General features: G+C 41.3%; 18 protein-coding genes. 14 read left to right on the top strand and 4 right to left on the bottom strand.

The features are described 5' to 3' along the window. Positions 1-215: 215 nt before the first annotated feature. The 5 genes from PGLA_RS23145 to PGLA_RS23125 all read left to right on the top strand — a co-directional run bounded on the left by PGLA_RS23145 (position 216) and on the right by PGLA_RS23125 (position 5,189). Positions 216-2,222: a sensor domain-containing diguanylate cyclase gene (locus PGLA_RS23145; RefSeq protein WP_068537554.1), complete on the top strand. Its 2,007-nt coding sequence runs from the start codon at positions 216-218 to the stop codon at positions 2,220-2,222. A 140-nt stretch (positions 2,223-2,362) separates the two neighbouring features. Beyond that, entirely contained in the window at positions 2,363-3,196 is an 834-nt protein-coding gene (locus PGLA_RS23140) for a hypothetical protein (RefSeq protein WP_068537552.1), read from the top strand. Positions 3,197-3,312: 116 nt separating this feature from the next. Then, the gene (locus PGLA_RS23135) at positions 3,313-4,428 is read left to right on the top strand and encodes an aminopeptidase (protein WP_068537550.1); all 1,116 of its coding nucleotides are present in this window, start codon (positions 3,313-3,315) and stop codon (positions 4,426-4,428) included. A gap of 94 nt (positions 4,429-4,522) precedes the next feature. Continuing rightward, complete coding sequence (locus PGLA_RS23130) at positions 4,523-4,768, top strand: HPr family phosphocarrier protein (RefSeq protein ID WP_068537548.1); 246 nt, start codon at positions 4,523-4,525, stop codon at positions 4,766-4,768. A 133-nt stretch (positions 4,769-4,901) separates the two neighbouring features. Continuing rightward, complete coding sequence (locus tag PGLA_RS23125) at positions 4,902-5,189, top strand: Fpa/YlaN family protein (RefSeq protein WP_068537546.1); 288 nt, start codon at positions 4,902-4,904, stop codon at positions 5,187-5,189. Positions 5,190-5,302: 113 nt separating this feature from the next. Here the strand turns inward: PGLA_RS23125 and cax are convergent, their stop codons facing one another. Then, a complete protein-coding gene (cax, locus tag PGLA_RS23120; protein WP_068537544.1) occupies positions 5,303-6,373 on the bottom strand; it encodes a calcium/proton exchanger in 1,071 nt (356 codons plus the stop codon). A gap of 152 nt (positions 6,374-6,525) precedes the next feature. On the opposite strand from cax, the gene PGLA_RS23115 reads away from it, so the two are divergent. Further along, the gene (locus tag PGLA_RS23115) at positions 6,526-6,912 is read left to right on the top strand and encodes an Asp23/Gls24 family envelope stress response protein (protein ID WP_068537542.1); all 387 of its coding nucleotides are present in this window, start codon (positions 6,526-6,528) and stop codon (positions 6,910-6,912) included. Positions 6,913-6,947: 35 nt separating this feature from the next. Here PGLA_RS23115 and ftsW read toward each other — a convergent pair whose 3' ends face one another. Together ftsW and PGLA_RS23105 are read right to left on the bottom strand one after the other, a co-directional pair. Next, positions 6,948-8,168 carry a putative lipid II flippase FtsW gene (gene ftsW, locus PGLA_RS23110; protein WP_068537540.1) on the bottom strand — a complete coding sequence of 407 codons (1,221 nt, stop codon included), beginning with the start codon at positions 8,166-8,168 and terminating at the stop codon, positions 6,948-6,950. 15 nt (positions 8,169-8,183) lie between these two features. Then, entirely contained in the window at positions 8,184-8,531 is a 348-nt protein-coding gene (locus PGLA_RS23105; protein ID WP_068537538.1) for a YugN family protein, read from the bottom strand. A 164-nt stretch (positions 8,532-8,695) separates the two neighbouring features. Between PGLA_RS23105 and PGLA_RS23100 the strand changes: the two genes are divergently transcribed. The 7 genes from PGLA_RS23100 to PGLA_RS23070 all read left to right on the top strand — a co-directional run bounded on the left by PGLA_RS23100 (position 8,696) and on the right by PGLA_RS23070 (position 16,158). Further along, positions 8,696-9,880 carry a M20 family metallopeptidase gene (locus PGLA_RS23100; protein ID WP_068537536.1) on the top strand — a complete coding sequence of 395 codons (1,185 nt, stop codon included), beginning with the start codon at positions 8,696-8,698 and terminating at the stop codon, positions 9,878-9,880. 196 nt (positions 9,881-10,076) lie between these two features. Next, positions 10,077-11,804, top strand: coding sequence for a DNA repair helicase XPB (locus tag PGLA_RS23095; protein ID WP_068537533.1), 1,728 nt, complete (start codon positions 10,077-10,079; stop codon positions 11,802-11,804). After that, positions 11,801-13,507 carry a helicase-associated domain-containing protein gene (locus tag PGLA_RS23090; RefSeq protein ID WP_068537531.1) on the top strand — a complete coding sequence of 569 codons (1,707 nt, stop codon included), beginning with the start codon at positions 11,801-11,803 and terminating at the stop codon, positions 13,505-13,507. Before PGLA_RS23095 ends, PGLA_RS23090 begins: the two co-directional genes overlap by 4 nt. A 114-nt stretch (positions 13,508-13,621) precedes the next feature. Beyond that, positions 13,622-14,056, top strand: a complete 435-nt coding sequence (locus tag PGLA_RS23085) for a YlbF/YmcA family competence regulator (RefSeq protein WP_068537529.1) — start codon at positions 13,622-13,624, stop codon at positions 14,054-14,056. A gap of 33 nt (positions 14,057-14,089) precedes the next feature. Then, a complete protein-coding gene (locus PGLA_RS23080; RefSeq protein ID WP_068537527.1) occupies positions 14,090-14,353 on the top strand; it encodes a YlbG family protein in 264 nt (87 codons plus the stop codon). 310 nt (positions 14,354-14,663) lie between these two features. Further along, positions 14,664-15,101 carry a hypothetical protein gene (locus tag PGLA_RS23075; protein WP_068537525.1) on the top strand — a complete coding sequence of 146 codons (438 nt, stop codon included), beginning with the start codon at positions 14,664-14,666 and terminating at the stop codon, positions 15,099-15,101. Positions 15,102-15,306: 205 nt separating this feature from the next. After that, the gene (locus tag PGLA_RS23070) at positions 15,307-16,158 is read left to right on the top strand and encodes a PHP domain-containing protein (RefSeq protein WP_068537522.1); all 852 of its coding nucleotides are present in this window, start codon (positions 15,307-15,309) and stop codon (positions 16,156-16,158) included. Positions 16,159-16,254: 96 nt separating this feature from the next. Here PGLA_RS23070 and PGLA_RS23065 read toward each other — a convergent pair whose 3' ends face one another. Further along, entirely contained in the window at positions 16,255-18,015 is a 1,761-nt protein-coding gene (locus tag PGLA_RS23065) for an Rqc2 family fibronectin-binding protein (RefSeq protein WP_068537520.1), read from the bottom strand. Between the two features lie 226 nt (positions 18,016-18,241). On the opposite strand from PGLA_RS23065, the gene PGLA_RS23060 reads away from it, so the two are divergent. Then, a complete protein-coding gene (locus tag PGLA_RS23060) occupies positions 18,242-21,040 on the top strand; it encodes a calcium-translocating P-type ATPase, SERCA-type (RefSeq protein WP_068537517.1) in 2,799 nt (932 codons plus the stop codon). The last annotated feature ends 64 nt before the right edge of the window (positions 21,041-21,104 follow it).

The raw sequence follows: 21,104 nt of genomic DNA, 5'->3' as shown, positions 1-21,104 counted from the left end.
TTTTTCAGATAGGGCTTTAGTCCTAATATATTATGGTAAAACATGAAATATAGGTGCAAATATAGCATTAAAAGAGTAGAATATAGTTATTGTATACTAGTTCTTTTAACTTATGTCTTTAGACGTATTTTATTGTTAGGTTGCTTGTTATTCGCGGATCATAAAAGTGACATACAGATGACCTTTTCAAAACAGTGTAAAGGAGCAATGTTTTTATGTCAGAATATCAAAGTAACGTTTCAGATCATGAGAGGTTTCTTAAGGATAGTAAGTCGGAGGAAGACTCCTTAAATTCAGTAAATTTCTGGATGAGTAATCTGGACATTACGACATATGATTTCCCTTCCATCTATCATCTTTTGACGAAGAGTTTCATAGATTGGCAGCAATTATCGTCTTCACTGCCTATCATGGAACATTCAAAGTGGACAATTTTGGGATTCGATGGTTCTTGGGTTGCTGGGGATATTACGATATCGGATTATCTGAAGAATGATGCTTCTGTGCTGTTGGACGAATGCTTACAACATAAAACAAAAGTCATGGCGGATTGGAATCCAGAAATAAGTCATTATAAAGAGGAGCATACGATTTGTTTGTTTCCTTTGTTCACACGTGGATGTCAGGAACTCTATAGTATTATGGTATGTTCTCTTCCTCGACAAAAGGTTGAAAACGGAGGAATTGAAATAGCCTCAGCTATGTCTATTCTCTTTCAGAATTGCTTCTACAAAAGATTTGAAAATATATTTGTAGAAGATATGATGAGTGAGCAAAAGAAGGCCAATGATGAGGCTGCTCGTACAGCTATCTTGTATCAAATCGTAGAACGTATGCATGATCAGATTGATGTCGATATGATATTAACGGAAGTGTTGGACAGTGTAGCTTTCCTGTACCCTACCGCAACCCTTCAGTTGTTTATGTCACAAGATCATCACAGTGATAACCCGCGTGTTAAACCACTTATTCTACAAACCTGGAAAGATGATGTAAGAGTACGTACCTTTATGGACGGGAAATTGACTATTCAGGAAACGAAACAAGAGAATGGTGAGGACAAGCTGGAAATTGGATTTCCACTTGGAGGTACACAGGGAGTATATGGCGTATTTTATTTGCTCGCAGACAAAGACTTTTTGAATGAAGTCGATTTACAGTTAGTGACAACTTTAGTCGACACCGCGGGTAACGCTTTTGAGAATGCGAAGTTATACGAGCAGTCCAACTTGCTTATTCAAGAGTTGCGACTGATCAACGAACTAACACAACGAGTGAATCAAAGTCTTCGTCTATCTGAAATTTATCAATTTTCAAACGAAGAACTTCTTAATATTTTTAAGGCAGACTTTTGTTGTATTCTTCAGTTTAATAAGAAGCTGGATGGATTAGAGGTCGTGTCAAGTAATGTGCCTGGTCTGGCGAAAGAAGTATTTGAAAAGGACTATGGCTTTGGTGGTTTGGTATATGGCAAAGGAGAACCGGTTATTCTATCAGGTTACACAGTGAACATGAGGATTCCCTCTAAATTCATGGAATATTCCGGATCGGAATCACTGATTGCAGCTCCATTAACTGTAAAAGGTGAAGTGATGGGAGCTATTCTGTTATCACATAAGAAATCACATTATTTCACATATGATAATTACAGATTATTGCAAACGTTATCTATTCATATAGCACTTTCAGTGAGTAACGCATTGTTGCATGCAGAAGTTAAGCGAATGGCCAATAGAGATGTATTAACGGATCTTTATGTTAGACGTTATCTTGATGAAGTGATACATGAAAGGCAGACACATGATTTCTGTGGTTCGTTGATCGTGGTGGATATTGATCAATTCAAACAAGTGAATGATATGCACGGACATCAGCAAGGAGATAAAATTCTTAAGCAGGTCAGTGAAATTATCAGAACCTCAATTCGACAAAGTGATTTAGCCGCTCGTTGGGGAGGAGAGGAACTTGCTATATATTTACCTCAACTCGGGGTGAAACAGGCAATGGTCGTTGCAGAACGAATTCGTAGACGTGTGGAAGAAGAGACAGCGCCTTCTGTAACTGTTTCCTGTGGTATATCTGAATGGAATTGGCTGGATGATCAAGTAAGTGTTGATTCTTTGTTTTATTTGGCAGATATGGCACTTTACCGAGCTAAGAACAATGGACGTAATCAAATTCAAGTTGAAGATAAAAGTATAACGAAAGCACCTGGATTATAAAGGTGTTTTTTTTTTTTGGAGATACAAAAGAACCTTTTTTATATTCTAGATGAGAATGGGAACGATAAAGTAAAGTGAAAGTGCCATAATTAAAAAAAATAACTAACTTGATGGATTATGCTAATGAGGAGTAGATCAAGATGACATATAGTGTATGGAAATTGCGGTCGTGGATCACTGTTACAGGGTTATGCTGTTTGTTGTCTGGATGTAACTTCTTCTCGACGAATGCTTCTCCTGAAGAACAGTTTCGGGTCTCAGTAAGTGGTTTGGCTGGGAGTGAGGCCCTTTCTTTTGTAGGGGAAGCTGCGCTCCGAAGGAATGAACAGCGTCAGTTCGAACAGCATTTCTCTTATAAAGGACAACTAACGAATCATGATGAATTGGCTATGCAAAGTACAGTACCATTGCAAACTGCAACGAAAGGCAGCGTAACTGCGGTTCAAAAAGAGAAAAAAAATTCAAGTCCTATTTATGCAGATTTTCGACGTATGAATGGAGGATGGATTCACACTTCTAGTGTCATTGACCAAGCAGATCAGGCTCTTGTAAGGTTTAACCCTTTAGATCAGTTAGAAGAGATTAATGGATTGAATAAGAGCATTACAGAAGAGATGGGTGCCACACGAGGAACTAGAGTTCTTCGAATTGAACTGAAATCCGAGGATGCATTACAATGGTTAGACAAGCAACTAAATAGTGAAATGGATGGCTTGCGAGAAGAGCTAGATAAACAACAAACAACGTATTCGTTGAAAGTACGCTCTGAATTAGAAACAATTTGGAGCAAAGGAGAAAACCAACTACAGACGATGCTGAAAGAGGCCAAGGTGGCTACTGTGTACCATATGACTATTGATCGTAGAAGTAATCTTCCACTAAGACTGACTTCGGAAAGCAAAATATCATATTTAGACCTGGAAGGAAATGAACAAAATGAAATCGTAGTGAATGACGTTACTTTTCAATTGTAATCCTCGTGGAGATAGTCCATTTCCTGCTGACTTGGAACTTAGATCATGGTACAATGGTCAAAGAATTAACCGTTGTTCAAATAGATATGGATAGATTTTAAGGAGGAAAAATAGATATGAAAGATCCTAGAATTCAAAAATTAGCGAAAAATTTGGTTGGATATTCCGTTAATGTGCAATCTGGTGAAAATGTATTGATCGAAATGATTGGTAGTGAACGAGATCTTTTGAATGCTATTATAGAAGAAGTAGCTAAAAAGGGTGGTAACTCTTTCGTTGAGTTAACAGACAAATCAGTACAACGTACAATGTTTACTCATGCGTCAGCGGAGCAAATGGAGACCTGGGCTGAGCTCGATTTGGAACGTATGAAGAAAATGGACTGTTATATTGGTATTCGTGCAGGAGCGAATGTGAATGATCTATCTGACGTTCCTGAAGAAAAAATGAAATTATATAATTCCATTTATAGTCATAAAGTACATAGTCAACAACGGGTTAATCACACGAAATGGGTTGTTCTTCGTTACCCGAATGCAAGTATGGCTCAGTTGGCTAACAAAAGTACAGAAGCATTTGAAGACTTCTATTTTGATGTATGTAACCTTGATTATGCCAAGATGGATGTTGCTCAAGACCCGCTTGCTGACCTGATGAGAAGAACGGATAAAGTGCGTATCACAAGTCCAGGTACTGATCTTACATTCTCTATCAAAGGCATCGGCGCTGAGAAATGTTCGGGCGAAAAGAACATTCCAGATGGTGAGGTATATAGTGCACCTGTACGTAACTCCGTGAATGGAACAATTAGTTACAATACGCCGACAGTGTATAATGGTGTTTCTTTCGAGAATATCAAGTTTACATTTAAAGAAGGTAAAATTGTTGAAGCAACAAGTAATGAAACTGCACGTCTTAATGACATCTTAGATTCGGATGAAGGTGCGCGTTACATTGGCGAATTTGCGATTGGGTTTAATCCATATATTCTTCATCCTATGAAAGATATTCTATTCGATGAGAAAATCGCAGGAAGTTTACATTTTACCCCTGGTCAAGCATATGATGTTACTAATAATGGGAACAACTCATCAATCCATTGGGATTTGGTTCTAATTCAACGTCCTGATTACGGTGGTGGAGAGATTTACTTCGATGATATCCTTATTCGTAAGGATGGAATGTTTGTCATTCCTGAGCTTCAAGGACTAAACCCTGATCAATTAAAATGACATATAAATGACTTGCATCAGAAAGCGGATTCAAGGTATCATTATGGAGTTAATACTCATAATAATAATAATATAAGTTACGGAGGGATCCTCTATGTCCAGTAACAATGCAGCGGTTGTAGAAATTGCTCAAACAGCAGGTAAGTTCAGTTCTTCCATCGTGCTTCAAACAGACAATAAGTACATCGATGTTAAGAGTATTTTAGGCTTATTTACTACGCTTGTCAGCCATAAGGATTATGAATTACATGTTCATGGTTCAGATGCAGAAGAAGCAAAAGTAACGATGCAAGAAGTATTTGCTAAACATGGTTTGCAAATCGTCGTCGTCACTGATTAATGTGAGTGAAAGAACCCTTACTTGTACAAGTAAGGGTTTCTTTTTTTTTGGAGGTTCTTGTATTGATGTGTAATTTCGTCTAATATTAAGATTAGAATTAAAGCTGTGACTTTTGGACATAGGGGGAAGAGACATGACTTCGTCTGATTTACAGGAACATTTAAATCTTAGAGCGATCAATCTTCTACAAGAAGATGCAGATAAAATTCAAAAGCTTATTGAAGTCCAGATGGAGAACTTAGCAACGCGTTACTGTCCTCTCTATGAGGAAGTGCTGGATACCCAAATGTATGGCTTCTCTAAAGAAGTTGATTTTGCGGTACGTGTAGGTCTACTAGAGGAATTTGCGGGAAGACAGTTGGTTAGCCAACTTGAGCGTAATCTGGCCATTCTTTATGAGGCTTTGAACAACAAAGAGTAGCCTGTGAACTACAGGCATACATAGAATTTAAAAATGCATGCCGATTATCGGACATGCATTTTTTTGATTTAATGAAAGTAGTGTAGCGGTCATCTATTCATAGTATTTCGTGTTTAAACCAAATAAAAGGAGACACCTAGTATAATGTATACGACTAAAAGTAGAAGCCCTTCATACCAGTTGGTTGAACCATCTTGGATAATGGATTTCGCAATGAATACAGATACCCCAATGGCGACTAATTCAATGGTAGTGAACACAATATCCATCGTATTTCCGGTGAAATAACTGACGAAGACGAGTACAGGCGCTACGAACAGCGCAATCTGTAAGCTGCTTCCTACGGCGATTTCAACAGAAGCACCGATCTTGTTCTTCATAGCTAGTAGGATCGCTGCACTATGTTCGGCTGCATTCCCGATAATCGCCACTAAGAAGGCACCTACGAATATCTCACTAAGGCCAAAGCGTGCGGTTATGGTATCAAGTGTACCCACCATCCATTCACTTACAAACGCCACCATGACCGTTGCTAATATGAGGAACACGATGGATTTACGTTTAGACCAATGAGTTTCATGTCCATGAGGAAGTTCTCCCTGTGATGCATCTGCGACATCGGATAAATACTTTTTGTGCGTGATCATAGAGAATAAGAGCCAAGCGATGTAGGAAAAGATAAGAATTCCCGCTACCACTAAGCTGAGAGTTGTTGTTTCGCTCGCCGTAATGGAATGCGTGTTTAAGAAAACAGCGGGAATAAACAAGGCGATAACAGCTACGATCATGAGAGAACCGTTCAGTCCGGCAAGAGTAACATTGAAATTCTGTACTTTGAATTTCAATCCTCCAGCGAAGAGACTAAGCCCAAGAACTAGAAGAAGGTTACCGATGATAGATCCAGTTAAGCTGGCTTTTACCATATCGTATAGACCCTCTCTTACTAGGAAAATCGCAATGATTAGTTCGGCAGCATTCCCGAATGTAGCATTTAGAAACCCTCCGAGTCGTTGACCCGCATAATGAGCAACATTTTCGGTCGCTTTGCCTAGAAATCCCGCGACGAAAATAACGGCAATGGCGGACAATATGAATTGGAGGGTGGGATCCCAACCAGCATAGTGACCTAATGCACTTAGAATAAATGTGATGACAAGCAGGGACGGACTAATCCAGTTTCTCATTATTAGACACCTCTATAAGTTATGTATTTTCAAATTCTTATAAAATATACCCATTTAATGGCTTACTGTAAACAATTTTTGTGAATGACTATTTGCATTTAGTTCCTTTTGGATTTACAATTACGATTAATGAGGTATAAGGAGGGATGGGCATGACGGAACAACTTCAACTGGAAATGGGAAATATACGAATTTCGAATGATGTCGTCTCGAAAATTGCCGGCATGGCAGCGCTTGAAACACCAGGTATTGCTGCAATGTCTGGAGGGCTATCCGAAGGATGGGCTAAGCGTCTTAGTGGTAAGAATGTTCAAAAAGGGGTCACGGTAGAGGTGGGGCAGCTAGAGGCTGCTATCGATTTGCGTATTATCGTACTCTATGAGACACCTATACATGAAGTATGTCGTATGTTGCAGCAAAATGTTCGTGAAGCTGTAGAGAGTATGTCGGGTCTACAAGTGGTTGAAGTTAATGTCAAAGTCGAAGGCGTTGCCTTTAAAGATGATGAGATTGAAGATTTAGTTATTCGCACTAAATAATGTTTGATTACAACTTGATTCAATAAACAAAAAGACTATCGGGATGCCCGGTAGTCTTTTTGTGATTTAATATATTCCTGTTTCATAGGTTTGTTGCTTTCACGGGAAATGCTCAATAGAATACCCATGCTCATTAACATGACGAGAGTAGATGAACCGCCGTAACTAATGAAAGGTAGGGTAACCCCAGTTAATGGTATGGTCTGAGTAACTCCACCGATATTAATAAAAGCTTGAATGGATATGAGTCCCATAACTCCGATCCCAACTAACGTTCCGAATGGGTCGGGACATCGAAGTGAAATCAAAATGCCTCGCCAAATAAAATATAAGTAGAATAGGAGAAAGAATGCAGTACCGATAAATCCAAATTCCTCACCTATGACAGCAAAGATAAAGTCATTGTATGAATTCGGGAGATAATGAAGTTTCTGAATGCTTTGACCAAATCCAGATCCGGTGAAACCTCCTTGCCCAATAGCGGTTAAGGATTGAATAAGATTGTAGCCTGAGCCATCCTCGTCTTCCCATGGATCTAAGAAAACAGCGATGCGATCCTTCTTATAGTTCTGATTGACAGTAGTTGGAGTATCTGTGTTAGAAAAAGAGTCAATCAGTGTACTCACACCAAGTACAAGACCAGCACCTAGAATAAATAATCCGATAGAGCCCAAGATATGTTTCATGCTAGCTCCACCTGCATAGATAATAAGACCACAGGTGCCGACGAGAATCATAGAAGAACCAAAATCGGGTTGCAACATGATGAGCCCCACAACGCCTCCAGCAATCATGATAACAGGAATAAATCCTTTTTTGAGATCACGTAATCGCTCACCCTTTTTGGTAATCAGAGCGGCAAGATAGAGTATGGTTGCAAGCTTAGCGAACTCAGTGGGTTGGATACTGACCGGTCCGAGACGGAACCAGCTTCTAGCACCATTCTGGGAGATTCCTATATAAGGTACTAGAATCAGCATGAGAATCGTCACAATAAAAAATGGGATAAACAATTTTTTATACTTGTTATACGGAATATTCATAGTGATAAACATAAGAAAGATACCGAGAGTAACGGATACGAACTGGCGCTTCGTGAACCAGAGAGCATCATTGTTAAATTTCTCATTGGCAACGGCTAGACTCGAGCTAGCACTAAAAACCATAACGAGACCAAAACCTACAAGTAGTAATGTAAGGATAAGTAACTGGAAATCGGGCGTCCCCTTCTTGGGCTGGGGCTTATTTTCCTTCATAGCAGTAATACCATATTAGGCTTCAAGTATTGCTTTGAATTGGCTCAATTTTTTATTTGCAATCGCTTGAATAGGCCCAGGAATCTGTGCTTCATAATCCAGTCCATGAGGAAATGTACCTTTACCCATGTATACAGCTTCTACAGCAAGAATGGTATCGGGTTTTTCTAATTTGCCCTCAATCGCGCGTGTATTAATACGTACGAAATATTCTTCCTTGTTGTTCGCATCCTCAATTTTATATTCGTATGTAGCGCGATAATATTCCCATTGCCACCGGAAAAACCCCGATTTTTCTGCTGATTCATCCATATAAGCTAGGTCACACTTTAGACCATCTAGTCCTGAATTCTCAATAATCATCGCTTATTCATCTCCTTATTCGTTAACCTCTAAAGTTCTTTATTCATGATATTATGTTTCGGGAACTTGTGCAAGCAAGAGTCTAGTGGTGAATGCCCACTCCGAAGCCATTTCTGATACAATAGAAACAAGATAAGGGTGGAACTTGGACTAGACATCCCGAAATGGAGCGGATTATGATGATTGACGATAGGCTTCTAAACGAAATACAGCTTAAAATGATCGCGTGGAGAAGGTATTTGCACGCTCATCCGGAGTTGTCTTATCAAGAAAAGAATACATCCGAATTCGTGGCGACCACATTACGTGATCTTGGAATAGAAGTGCAGAAGAACTTCGGAGGAGGGTACGGAGTGGTTGCTTCTCTTAAAGGAGAACAGCCAGGAAGGAAGATTGCTCTGCGTGCAGATATGGATGCCCTTCCGATTCAAGATGAGAAGCAGTGTGAATATGCATCTGAAGTGAACGGCGTTATGCATGCGTGTGGGCACGACGGTCACACCTCCATACTGCTGGGTGTGGCGACTTACTTTAGCTATCATAGAAGTCAACTTCGAGGAGAACTCATATTTATATTTCAACCGGCAGAGGAAGTGTGTCCTGGCGGAGCACAAGGTATGATTAAGAGTGGTGTCTTGCAAGGCGTAGATGTTATTTATGGTCTTCATTTGTGGACACCCCTTCCGGTAGGAACTGTTGGGAGTGCTGCAGGTCCGTTTATGGCGGCGGCTGATGAATTTTTTATTGATATTATTGGAAAAGGTGGTCATGGAGGGGTCCCTCATGTGACCATTGATAGTATCGTAGCGGGTTCAGCTCTTGTGATGCAATTACAAAGTATCGTCAGTCGTTCTGTTGATCCGCTTCTACCAGCTGTTGTGACCGTAGGAACGATTAAAGGTGGGACAGCTCAGAATGTGATTGCAGAAAAGTGTCAAATTACAGGCACGGTCCGAACCTTTGATGAGCAAACGAGGGGGCTTATTCGACAAAGAATTGAATCAATGGCATCACTTACAGCTCAAGCCTATGGTGCAGAAGCAACGGTAGACTATGTCATGGGATATCCTCCGCTTGTGAATGATGCTTACGAAGTGCAGCGTTTCTTTGATGAAGCATTGAAAATATACGCAACTGAGTGTGTTCAGACATTGCCTAAACTTATGCCTGCAGAGGATTTCGCATATTATGTACAACAAGTGCCTGGATGCTTCATGTTTATAGGGGCGGGTAACAAGGACAGAGGGATGGACTACCCCCATCATCATGCTCTCTTTGACTTTGATGAAGCGGCAATGCGTGACGGGGTCAAAATGATCGTAGCTATGGTTGAATCACATTCGTCGTAGTCGTAGTTATGAAATGCAAACAAACTGAGATTCCTAGTAATAGGAGCTCAGTTTGTTTTATATTGCATGATCCTCTCTGATTTGGGAAAAGCTATAACAAGAAGTTCATCTCTAGCACGTTATGGAGATGGACTTTTTCGCGATTGAGGAGTCACATAAGTTTGATACGATTCACATTTTAGAGAGGGAGGTAGTCATGGATAACAGTAAGCCATGTATTGTGCAACATGATCGAATGGTGTTGCTCGAATGCGGACATGATGCATTTGAGGAGGCACGCGAACAGCTTTCCTGTTTTGCAGAATTAGTGAAGAGTCCTTCCTCATTTCATACGTATAGAATTACGCCACTCTCTTTATGGAATGCTGCTGCACTGGGATGGTCTGCCACAATGGTTATGGATAGTCTTCACTCGATGTCACGCTGGGATGTTCCATTAGGATTAATTCAGGATATTCGAGATCTTGTCTCTCGATATGGAAAGCTAACTCTTGTAATAGATCTAAATGTACCCTACCAACTGATTCTGAAAAGTACGGATTCGCAACTGATGGACGAGATCATTCAGCGGACGGGAATGCTAACGTTAGATATGCGACGAATCTCTATGACAGAATTGGCGTTCCACGTAGCTCGTCGTGGTTGGTTGAAGCAAGAGTTAACAAGGCTAGGTTACCCAATTCTCGATCTGGCTGGTTATGATGATGGTCAACGGTTATCGTTCTCTTGGAAGGAAGAGGGAGTGAATCAAGCATTTCAATTGCGAGATTATCAGAAGGACGCGGTCAAAGCATTTGAAGGCTTACCTGGCAGTGGAGGTAGCGGGGTGGTTGTACTTCCTTGTGGTGGGGGGAAAACGGTAATTGGCATGGCTGTTATGGAAAGATTGCAATGTGAGACATTGATCTTAACGTCGAATACAACGTCTGTGAGGCAGTGGATGGATGAATTAGAGTTAAAGACAACCCTTGTGTCTGCTGAGATTGGTGAATATTCGGGACAGAAAAAAGAGGTTAAGCCTGTAACGGTTGCGACGTATCAAATTCTTACGCATCGGCGTACGAAAGATAGTGAATTTGAACATATGAAGCTCTTTAATGAACGGCAATGGGGTCTCATTATATATGATGAGGTTCATCTTTTACCAGCACCCGTATTTCGTGCGACGGCAGAAATTCAGGCGACACGTCGGTTAGGCTTAACAGCGACACTGGTCCGTGAGGATGGTTGTGAACAAGATGTATTCTCATTAGTAGGGCCGAAACGTTATGATATGCCTTGGAGACAACTGGAATTAAAGGGTTGGATCGCAAAAGTTGACTGTGTAGAGATCAGGGTGTCCATGGCGAATGATATGTTGGATAGGTATCACCGCGCTGAAGGTAAACATAAATTTAGGATTGCAGCAGAGAATCCAGATAAATTACCTGTTATTATTAGCATTTTACAGCAACATCCACACTCCGGTGTTCTCGTAATTGGGCAATATTTAGATCAGCTTGAATGGATTGCAGCATCTATCAAGGCCCCACTTATTAGCGGGAAGATGTCGCAGCAGGAGCGAATGGGTTTATATGATTCTTTTAGAAGAGGTGAGGTGCGAGTTCTTGTGGTGTCTAAAGTAGCTAACTTCGCCGTAGACCTACCAGATGCATCTGTAGCAATTGAAGTGTCGGGAAGCTTTGGATCGCGTCAAGAGGAGGCTCAGAGGCTTGGTAGAATATTACGCCCCAAATCCTTAGATAATAGAGCTTATTTCTATACGTTAGTGACGAAAGACAGCAAAGAGGAAGATTTTGCGATCCAACGCCAAATGTTTCTTATAGAACAAGGATATGAATATGCCATTCAGATTCAACCGGATACTGTTGAGCGAGTAGAGGCTACAGATAGCTATACAGAAGGAGGGGCGGTCCTCCAATGAACTTAGATGAACCATATGTTAAAAACGTAACAGATATATCCTCGCTAAGTACTTGTGAACAAGAGATATTGAGAAGAGTTTACGCGAGTTTTGCAGGTCAGTCATTTAATGATGCTAATTTCATGAAGTTGCGAGTGAAGGGATACAGTGGGGCAGAGCATCTTCTTTCGTTCCTAGTGCTTAGAAAAAGAGGCTATATTCGTACTCAACAGCATTCATGGGGGGAGCAGTTGTATTATATCCCAATGGATCTGCTACCGCTGCTTCACCAAATCTTGTACACACACGAACTATTAGAAGTGAAGGAAGAAGTACTAGTTATGAAAGAGGCCAAACCGGGGCTCGTTCTTGACCTATTTCATGTGCTAGTATTCATTGCACTGGATCAAATAGCACTTACAACTAAAGGTACCGTACATAAGAAAAGTATTCAAAAGATTGCAGAAAGAATGAATTTAAAGGCAGAGGATTTGAATGAGCTTACATTACTATTAACTAATGCTGAGAATGTTCCATTACATGTCGCGATCATTTTAGATTTACTGCATTGCTTAAAATTGATAGCGAGAGAGCCTAAGTATATCGTAGTACAAGAGAAAGCGTTGTGTATGTGGCTAAACTTGAATGCGGAACAAATGACAAGTGTGCTTGTTAAAATAGTGACCGAGCGATATGGAACATATCATTCCGAAATGCAACACTTGTGCTGTTCGATCTGTCAACCAGCCTTACTTTCTGGTAATTGGGTTGAGATAGAACCACTATTAGATTGGATGACTCAGCAACAGATGTTAGATAGCTCTCATCGTGTGGAGATGAGTATACAAGCTAAGGCGTGGTTATGTGCTCTTGCTGGTTTTGGTTGGATGGATGTGGGTATGTTGTCAGGCAATCGTATTTGCTTTCGTTGGAGTATTTCATCTAATGAAGTGTTGAATGCATTTAATTATGATATGGCGAGCTTAAACACACCACTTGAGAACCCAACAGGTAGATTTTATGTACAACCTGATTTCGACATTATTGTATTACCGGATATCCCCTATTTATTACGTTGGAAATTAATGATGTTCACGGATATCCGTAAGAGTGACCGCATGTCCATATATCGACTATCGAAGGATAGCATTACGCAAGCTGTTAAAAGGGGCATGGGTATTGACGAGGTCATGAGGTTCATGACGGAATACGCTGAGACAGGAGTGCCGGAACATATATCTTTGACACTTAGACAGTGGGATAAAGAGACGAATCATGCAGAAATATTCTTGTCTTCATCGAGAGTAGAAGAAATGATGGATAGTCTATCAGAACAACACGTGAACGAAACATGGGTTTATGAGAAACATCGTTTTATTAAAGAATATTGTAGTGTTCATCCATTTCGTGTTGAAGATAATATTCCTATACCTGAATCGTTCTTTCAAGGTATCGAGCAAATTCCTAAGATGTGGATTAAGGAATTTAGAAGCTACCACTTCTCAACGGGCATTCAAATGATGGAACAAGCCCTTCTTTGGAAGACAAAGGTGAAGTTATCTCTTGATGGCTCTGAAGTTGATTTTATTCCGTTACAGGTGAGCCATAATCCTTATGAGATTTCAGGAGAAGTATATAACCCTGCGGTAATGCAATATGAACGAATTCAACTGTCTCCAAGTGATTGGAAGGAATTGAGGCTGATTGTGCCTAATTTCACCTAATAAAACCATTATGACACGATATGGAAAACGCTTCATAAGAAGTGATTGATATGATATGATGGAGTAGTCTACGAAAGATCAGTAGAACTTTTTATAGAGTAGAGGGTGAAGTTCATGAGCGTATCTGAATTACAATCAGTCGACATGCAACAAGTGTTGATGTACGCATATGAATTAGGCGATTTGATTAATCAGTCTGTCGATGTGTCAGATTATCTATATTGGAAGCGGCAAGTTGATGCTCATGAGGGCATCCAATCTTTGGTTAAGCAATTAGCTGCTAAGAAAGAATTGTTTGATGAAACACAACGTTTTGGACATTTTCACCCTGATTATCATGCAGCTAAAGATGCGGTGCATGCGGTGGAAATGGATCTAGAAATGTATGAGGAAGTTCAGAATTTCCAAAAGGCAGAAAAGAGACTTGATGATATGCTTCATCAGATGTCGGAGACTATTGCATTCTCGGTATCGGATAGTATTAAAGTGCCTAGCAATGATCCGCAGCCTAAAGGTTGTAGCAGTGGTGGTAAATGTTCTTGCGGTTAGGTGAAAAGTTGTAGAAAGAGAGGTGGAAAGAAGATGTTTGCGGAACGAACAGGATATATTATTTGGGTGAATGATTTAAAAGCAGCCCGGAATCTGGAGAAATACGGAACGGTTCATTATATATCCAAAAAAATGCATTATGTAGCGATGTATGTAAATGCTGACCGTGCTGAAGAAGTTTCTAAGAACATTCGTCGGCTTTCCTATGTACGTAAGATTGAACGCTCATATCGGAACGAAATTCAGACTGAATATAGCAGTGATACCCAGGATAAAACGAGCTACTACGGTCTTTAAAGTCATCTAAGAAGTAATCCATCTAAGAAGTAATTTATCATATATTTCACCATATCTTTTCTATCTATGACGATGATACGGCCCTGTAGAGGGCCGTTTTTTTATAAATATAAGAAAGTATAAGTTTCACTTGATACTCTATTCCTTATATTTCCGCTGAAACGGGTGCCGTCCTTGGAGAAGGACGGCGCTGCCGTTTCTACTTGGCTTGTAACCTAGCTTGTGATTGGTAGGTATATAATGTAATATGATAGGTATAAATACATAACAGAGTAGATATAAAGACCTATACGGTGGAGAGTGATACCGCATGCGCGACAAGAGAATGGAACGTTTCAGCACTTATGAACCGTTTTATGTGGTTCTTGGTGATAAACGGGTAGCCGACATCGTCATCACTAGCCATGCGAGAATTCGATATATGGATCGGGTTCAAGATGGAGAGGTTGATTTCAATAAGATTGCAGCATGGATGTGGGAATGTTTGAAGCAGAACAGGATAACTCCCTACTACCGTAATGAGCAAGATGTATACTTGATTGATGAAGATATTGTTGTTGTAGCTGAATTTACCAAGCTCGAAAGTGAAGTTGACCTCATAGGGAATACGCTTCATAAGATGATCATTGTCACGTACCTAGGGAAAATGTCAGAGACGATTGAATTAAGAGATTTGAAATCATATTATTCTTGGTTGAGACATAGTCGTAGGATGACTCTGCTCAAGAACACTCGTAAACGGAAGTGAATCTAGCAATCTATGAAATGATGATGATTTACGAAGTATGTAACATGCAGACGTTGAACTGCATGTTTTTTTGTGTGATTCCAGATGATTACGTTACAATAGTATTGTGAGGAATTTGCACCTGCTTCATAAACTCCATAAGTTCTATACAATTCAACTAAAATCAACGCTAATATGCATTTCGATTGATGAAGGAGAAGCTGAGATGATAAACAAAGAGCAGGCACGATGTGATCTACATACGCATACACAAGCTTCGGATGGTATGCAAGCACCAAAGGTTAATGTTCAGTTAGCGAAAGAGAGAGGCCTCACTGCTGTAAGTATTACTGATCATGACACGGTAGCTGGCATTGAAGAAGCAATGGTAGCGGGTGAGCAATATGGCATTGTTGTCGTTCCAGGTGTTGAGATCAGTACCCGTGCGGGTGGAAAAGATATTCATGTACTGGGTTATTATGTGGATTATAAGGATGTTCAATTCCGTTTAAGGCTTGAAGAGCTTCGTGAAACTCGACAGTTAAGGAATGGGAAAATCATAGATAAACTTCAGGAGTTAGGTGTCAACATCACCTTAGATGATGTAGTAAAAGGACTAGGCCGTCCGTTACTCCCTGATGAGAGCATTGGGCGTCCGCATATAGCGGATGTATTAGTTGAGAAGGGATATGCCTCTGATATGCGTGATGCGTTCGATCGTTATTTAGCGGAAGGAGCGCAAGCCTTCATATCTGAGACACGTATTTCGCCAGAAGATGCTTGTCATTGGATTAGAGAAGCAGGAGGGGCGCCGGTCATTGCTCATCCAGGATTGTATAAAGATGATGCACTCGTTCGAGATATTATCGAGAGGGCAAATCCTGCAGGGATTGAAGTCTATCATTCTGATCATGGGCAAGAGGAAGAGTCTCGCTATCTTGCTCTGGCAGAAGAATATAATCTGATCGTTACAGGTGGTTCGGATTTCCATGGCGCGAGACAAGGTGTTGTATTTCATGGCGATATCGGAAGTGTAACGGTCTCCATAGATGTGTTGGAACAATTGAAGAAGAGATAGGATATCGAGCTTTAAATTGAACTGGAACAACATACATAATAAGGACCTGACGTATATGTTCAACGTCAGGTCCTTATTATGTTATTGAAAGTATGTCTAATTCTTAATGATGCTCGCCAATTCCTTGATACGTCGCTCATCAGGTGTAACGAACAGCGTCTTCTGGTGGTCATAAATGACAAAACCAGGTTTCGATCCACTTGGTTTACGTACATGTCGGATTAAGGTTGTGTCGACAGGCACGCTGCTTGATTCTTTGGCTTGGCTGAAATAAGCTGCAAGCTGAGCAGCTTCTTCCAGTGTGGCTTCTCCGAACTCTTCGCTACGAATAACAACGTGTGACCCAGGGATATCCTTGGTGTGCAACCAAGTGTCATTTGGGCTTGCCAAACGGTTAGTGACATATTCATTTTGTAGATTATTTTTACCTACGTAGATATCTATTCCTTCTGAAGACGTAAATACATGTAGGGTAGGACGATCGGTCTTCTTCTTGACCTTCTTCTTATTCGTCTTCTTACTTCGGTCTCGCAAGTATTGTTGCTGGATCAATTCTTCGCGAATTTCCTCAATATCGTTCATCGAAGCGTGCGCAAGTTGTTGTAATAGTTCTTCCATGTACCGAATTTCTTCGCGTGTCTTGTGTAGCTGCTCATCGATGACGACAAGACTATTTTTGTATTTATTATATTTCTTGAAATATCGTTGAGCGTTATCAGTAGGGCTTAATAGCGGATCGAGCGGGATTTCAACCGTCGCTTGTTCTTCATCATAGAAGTTAATTAACTGAGCGGTTGAGTCCCCTTTATTGATCATGTAAAGGGAAGCAAAGATAAGCTCGCCCCAGATACGGTATTGATCTGCGTCTCCAGCTTCGATTAAATCTTCATTAAGATGATCGAGCTTTTTAATATTCTTGGTCCGTTCATTGTTAAGAAAGCGAAGTAGATCACTTACCTTCTGCTTGACGGTATCCCGTTCTGCCTTATCTCCGTAATACTCCTCCATACATTCACTTATGGAATTGTATGTGGTTACCTCGCTGTCAAGCATCTTAAGAGGTATGGCAGAGAACACGAGTTTCCCTTTGGCATTGGCCCCAATAACGGGTTCATACTGATGCAACTTTGCAGATTCCATGACTTGGGAAAAAGCTTGCCATAGCATAGTTGCATCAATTCTTTCTTCTTGTTCTGTGACATGACCCTCTTGGCGCGCACGAAATATGATTTCTTGTGCAATTAATGGGCTTAGTCCACTGAATGAGTCGACAATCCAAGAAATAGGCTCTTGGTCCGTATCCTTGTAAGACTCGGTGAACGTTTCCTGATCGATTTCAAGTGGATTCAGCTTATTCTGTTCTGGAGGCTCTGTATAAGCGACACCGGGCATGACTATGCGAAAACTACTGATCGCAGGCGTGACATGATGAATACCATCTAGAATGGTTCCGGTTGAAGCATCCATGAGAATGATGTTGCTGTGTCGCCCCATGAGTTCAATGATAATCTTCTTCAAAGACACATCTCCAAGCTCGTCACGTTGACGAATGGAGATATGGATCACTCGCTCCATCCCTACTTGCTGGATATCTTCGATCGTACCGCTCTCACAGTGTTTACGCATAAGCATACAGAACATTGGCGCTTCTTGTGGGTTTAAGAAGCTTTTCGATGTGATTTGTACGCGTGGATAGGTCGGATTGACTGAGAGTAGTAATTTAGAATTCCCTTCTCTAGAACGCAGAGTAAAAAGAATGTCGCGGTTGTTCGGTTGATATATTTTGTTAATGCGGGCACCTTTATATACTTGTAGCGCTTGTACAATAGCCCTTGTGACAATACCATCTAATGCCATAATCTATATCTCCCATCTATCATGTTCAAGCATGATTCCATCATCTAAGTATTGTTTATAGTGGTTCATTAAATCTTACTTTCTCTATGATGCCATAGTTTGGACAAAAACTTAAGAGGAAGCCCGGTGATATTTTAACCCCTGTCCGAATATTATTACCTTATACCAGGTGGAAAAGCTGTTACGCCGCTAAAAACTGCAGTAGACCGGGAGGGAACGTAAAAGCATGGAATTGAAAAGATGGCATCAGATGGATGCGGAAGAGCTACAGCATGTTATGGGTGTTCAGCCACAGCAAGGCCTCACGGAAGAGGAAGCGAAACAAGTTAGGGAGAAGAGTGGATTAAATGAGTTAACCGAAGGGAAACGAATCTCCCCCATTATTCTATTTTTGAATCAATTCAAAGATTTCATGGTCGTTGTATTGATGGGGGCAACGCTAATATCTGGTTTATTAGGTGAATATTTAGACGCTGTTACGATCATCGCTATTATTCTCTTGAATGGCGTATTGGGGTTTATTCAGGAGTTCCGTGCAGAACGTTCGCTTCGTGCACTTAAGCAGTTATCAGCGCCCACTGCCAAAGTATTACGTGGAGGTAAATTAGACATTATCTCAACCCGCTTACTTGTGCCTGGTGATGTGGTTGTTATGGAAAGTGGGGACCGAGTTCCAGCAGATGTACGTTGGATTGAGACGAGTAGCTGTAGTGTTGAGGAATCTGCACTGACAGGTGAATCGTTACCCGTTACGAAACATTGCCAAGTCATTAGTGAAGAAGACGTGCCGCTCGGTGATCAGAAGAATATCGGTTTCATGGGTACGATGATGACTAGAGGTACAGCCAAAGGTATCGTTGTACGTACAGGTATGAACACGGAAATGGGTAAAATTGCTGATTTGATTCAAAATACTGAATCCATGGAAACGCCACTGCAACATCGATTAGAACAGCTTGGGAAAATTCTAATTATACTCTCATTGGCCTTGACCATAATGGTCGTTGGTGCAGGTATTCTACACGGACAGCCTCCTATGGGTATGTTACTAGCAGGCGTTAGTTTAGCCGTCGCTGCAATTCCTGAAGGGCTACCGGCTATCGTGACTGTAGCATTGGCACTTGGTGTGCAGCGGATGATTAAGCGTAAAGCGATTGTTCGTAAGCTGCCGTCTGTAGAGACGCTTGGCTGTGCATCTGTGATCTGCTCGGATAAGACGGGAACGTTAACTCAGAATAAGATGACGGTTACGTCCGTCTGGGTTGGAGGCAGATCCTTGGAGGTTACAGGGGACGGATACGCTCCGATCGGGCAAATATTAGAAGCTAAACGTCCAGTTGACCTGAAGAATGATCAGAGCTTGCGCCGTTTGCTTCAGATCAGTGCATTGTGTAACAACTCGGAGATCGTAGAGAATGTATCTGACGAGACACGTGGGAAGAAAAAGATTAAAGAGGAGAAAGGGACTACTTCTTCATGGGATTTGAAGGGAGACCCGACTGAAGGTGCACTTGTAGCTCTTTCATCCAAAATGGGCATGTCACCGCATTCGCTTGGCAGTGTGTATCAACGCGAGCAAGAATTTCCTTTCGACTCAGAACGTAAACTCATGTCCGTTATTGTGACGCATCAGGGAGGAAGACTTCTATACACCAAAGGAGCACCAGATGTGCTGTTGAATCAATGTTCTCATATCCTATGGGGAGGAAATGCTATTCCATTCACAGGTATGATGCGTAAGCTAGTGTTGACTGCGAATGAAGAGATGTCTTCTGGCGCATTACGAGTTCTCGGTACAGCGTATCGGGAATTGCGTCCGCAAGAAAGGGTGGCTAGTGAGTCGGAAGCGGAATCACAACTGGTCTTTGTAGGACTTGCTGGGATGATTGATCCGCCACGTCGTGAAGTGAAAGATGCAATCACCACGTGTCGTCGCGCAGGTATTAAGACGGTCATGATTACAGGAGACCATGGCACAACAGCGGAAGCGATTGCTCATCAGCTTGGCATTCTGCCTAGGGGCGGTCTCTCTCTATCTGGACAGGAGCTATCACGACTTAGTGATGATCAACTGGATGCTAAGGTCGATCAAATCTATGTCTATGCTCGAGTATCTCCAGAACATAAGCTTCGCATCGTCAAATCATTACAACGTAAGGGACACGTGGTTGCCATGACAGGCGATGGTGTGAATGATGCGCCTGCCATCAAGGCAGCAGATATCGGTATAGCGATGGGCATCACTGGAACAGATGTAACGAAGGAAGCTTCTTCGTTAATTCTTAGCGATGACAATTTCTCTACTATTGTATCTGCGATTGAAGAAGGGCGTAACATCTACGAGAATATTCGTAAGTTCATCCGTTATCTGCTCGCTTCGAATGTGGGGGAAATCTTGACGATGTTCTTCGCGATGATGCTTGCACTACCACTACCACTGCTACCCATTCAGATATTATGGGTCAATCTCGTTACGGATGGGTTACCTGCGATGGCATTAGGCGTTGACCAACCTGAGAAAGACCTGATGGAGCACAAACCGCGTGGTGCTAAAGAAAACATATTTGCTCGTCGGCTTGGTTGGAAAATTATTAGCCGCGGATTTCTAATCGGAATATGTACGCTTGCAGCATTTTGGCTCACGTTACGTGTTGCTCCAGATCAAGATGGACAGTTACTGAAGGCACAATCCGTTGCATTTGCTACACTTGTTATGGCTCAGTTATTCCATGTATTTGATTGCCGGAGTTCTCGTTCTGTATTCCATCGCAATCCATTTCAGAATAAATATTTGGTTCTGGCTGTGCTTTCTTCAGTCCTTCTTATGTTGGGCGTGTTCTATATTGAACCCCTTCAACCGATATTCAAAACCGTACCACTCGGATTACGGGAATGGGCGCTTACCATTGTGGCAGCTGGCATTCCTACGTTCCTGATGGGAGCGGGTAGTGTCTGGGGAGGAAGAAAGACAAGAACGGGTGGAAATCAACGAATCGTGGCAAAAAGTACAAAGATTTCAGCATAAAATCAATAGATTCTTGTGAGGACTGTACGATATGCTATTTTACAGTAGTTGTAGATGCTGTAGA

The organism is Paenibacillus glacialis, from assembly GCF_001637205.1.
GTDB classification, from domain to species: Bacteria; Bacillota; Bacilli; order Paenibacillales; family Paenibacillaceae; genus Paenibacillus_AQ; species Paenibacillus_AQ glacialis.
This window is presented reverse-complemented; position numbering and strand designations above follow the sequence as displayed.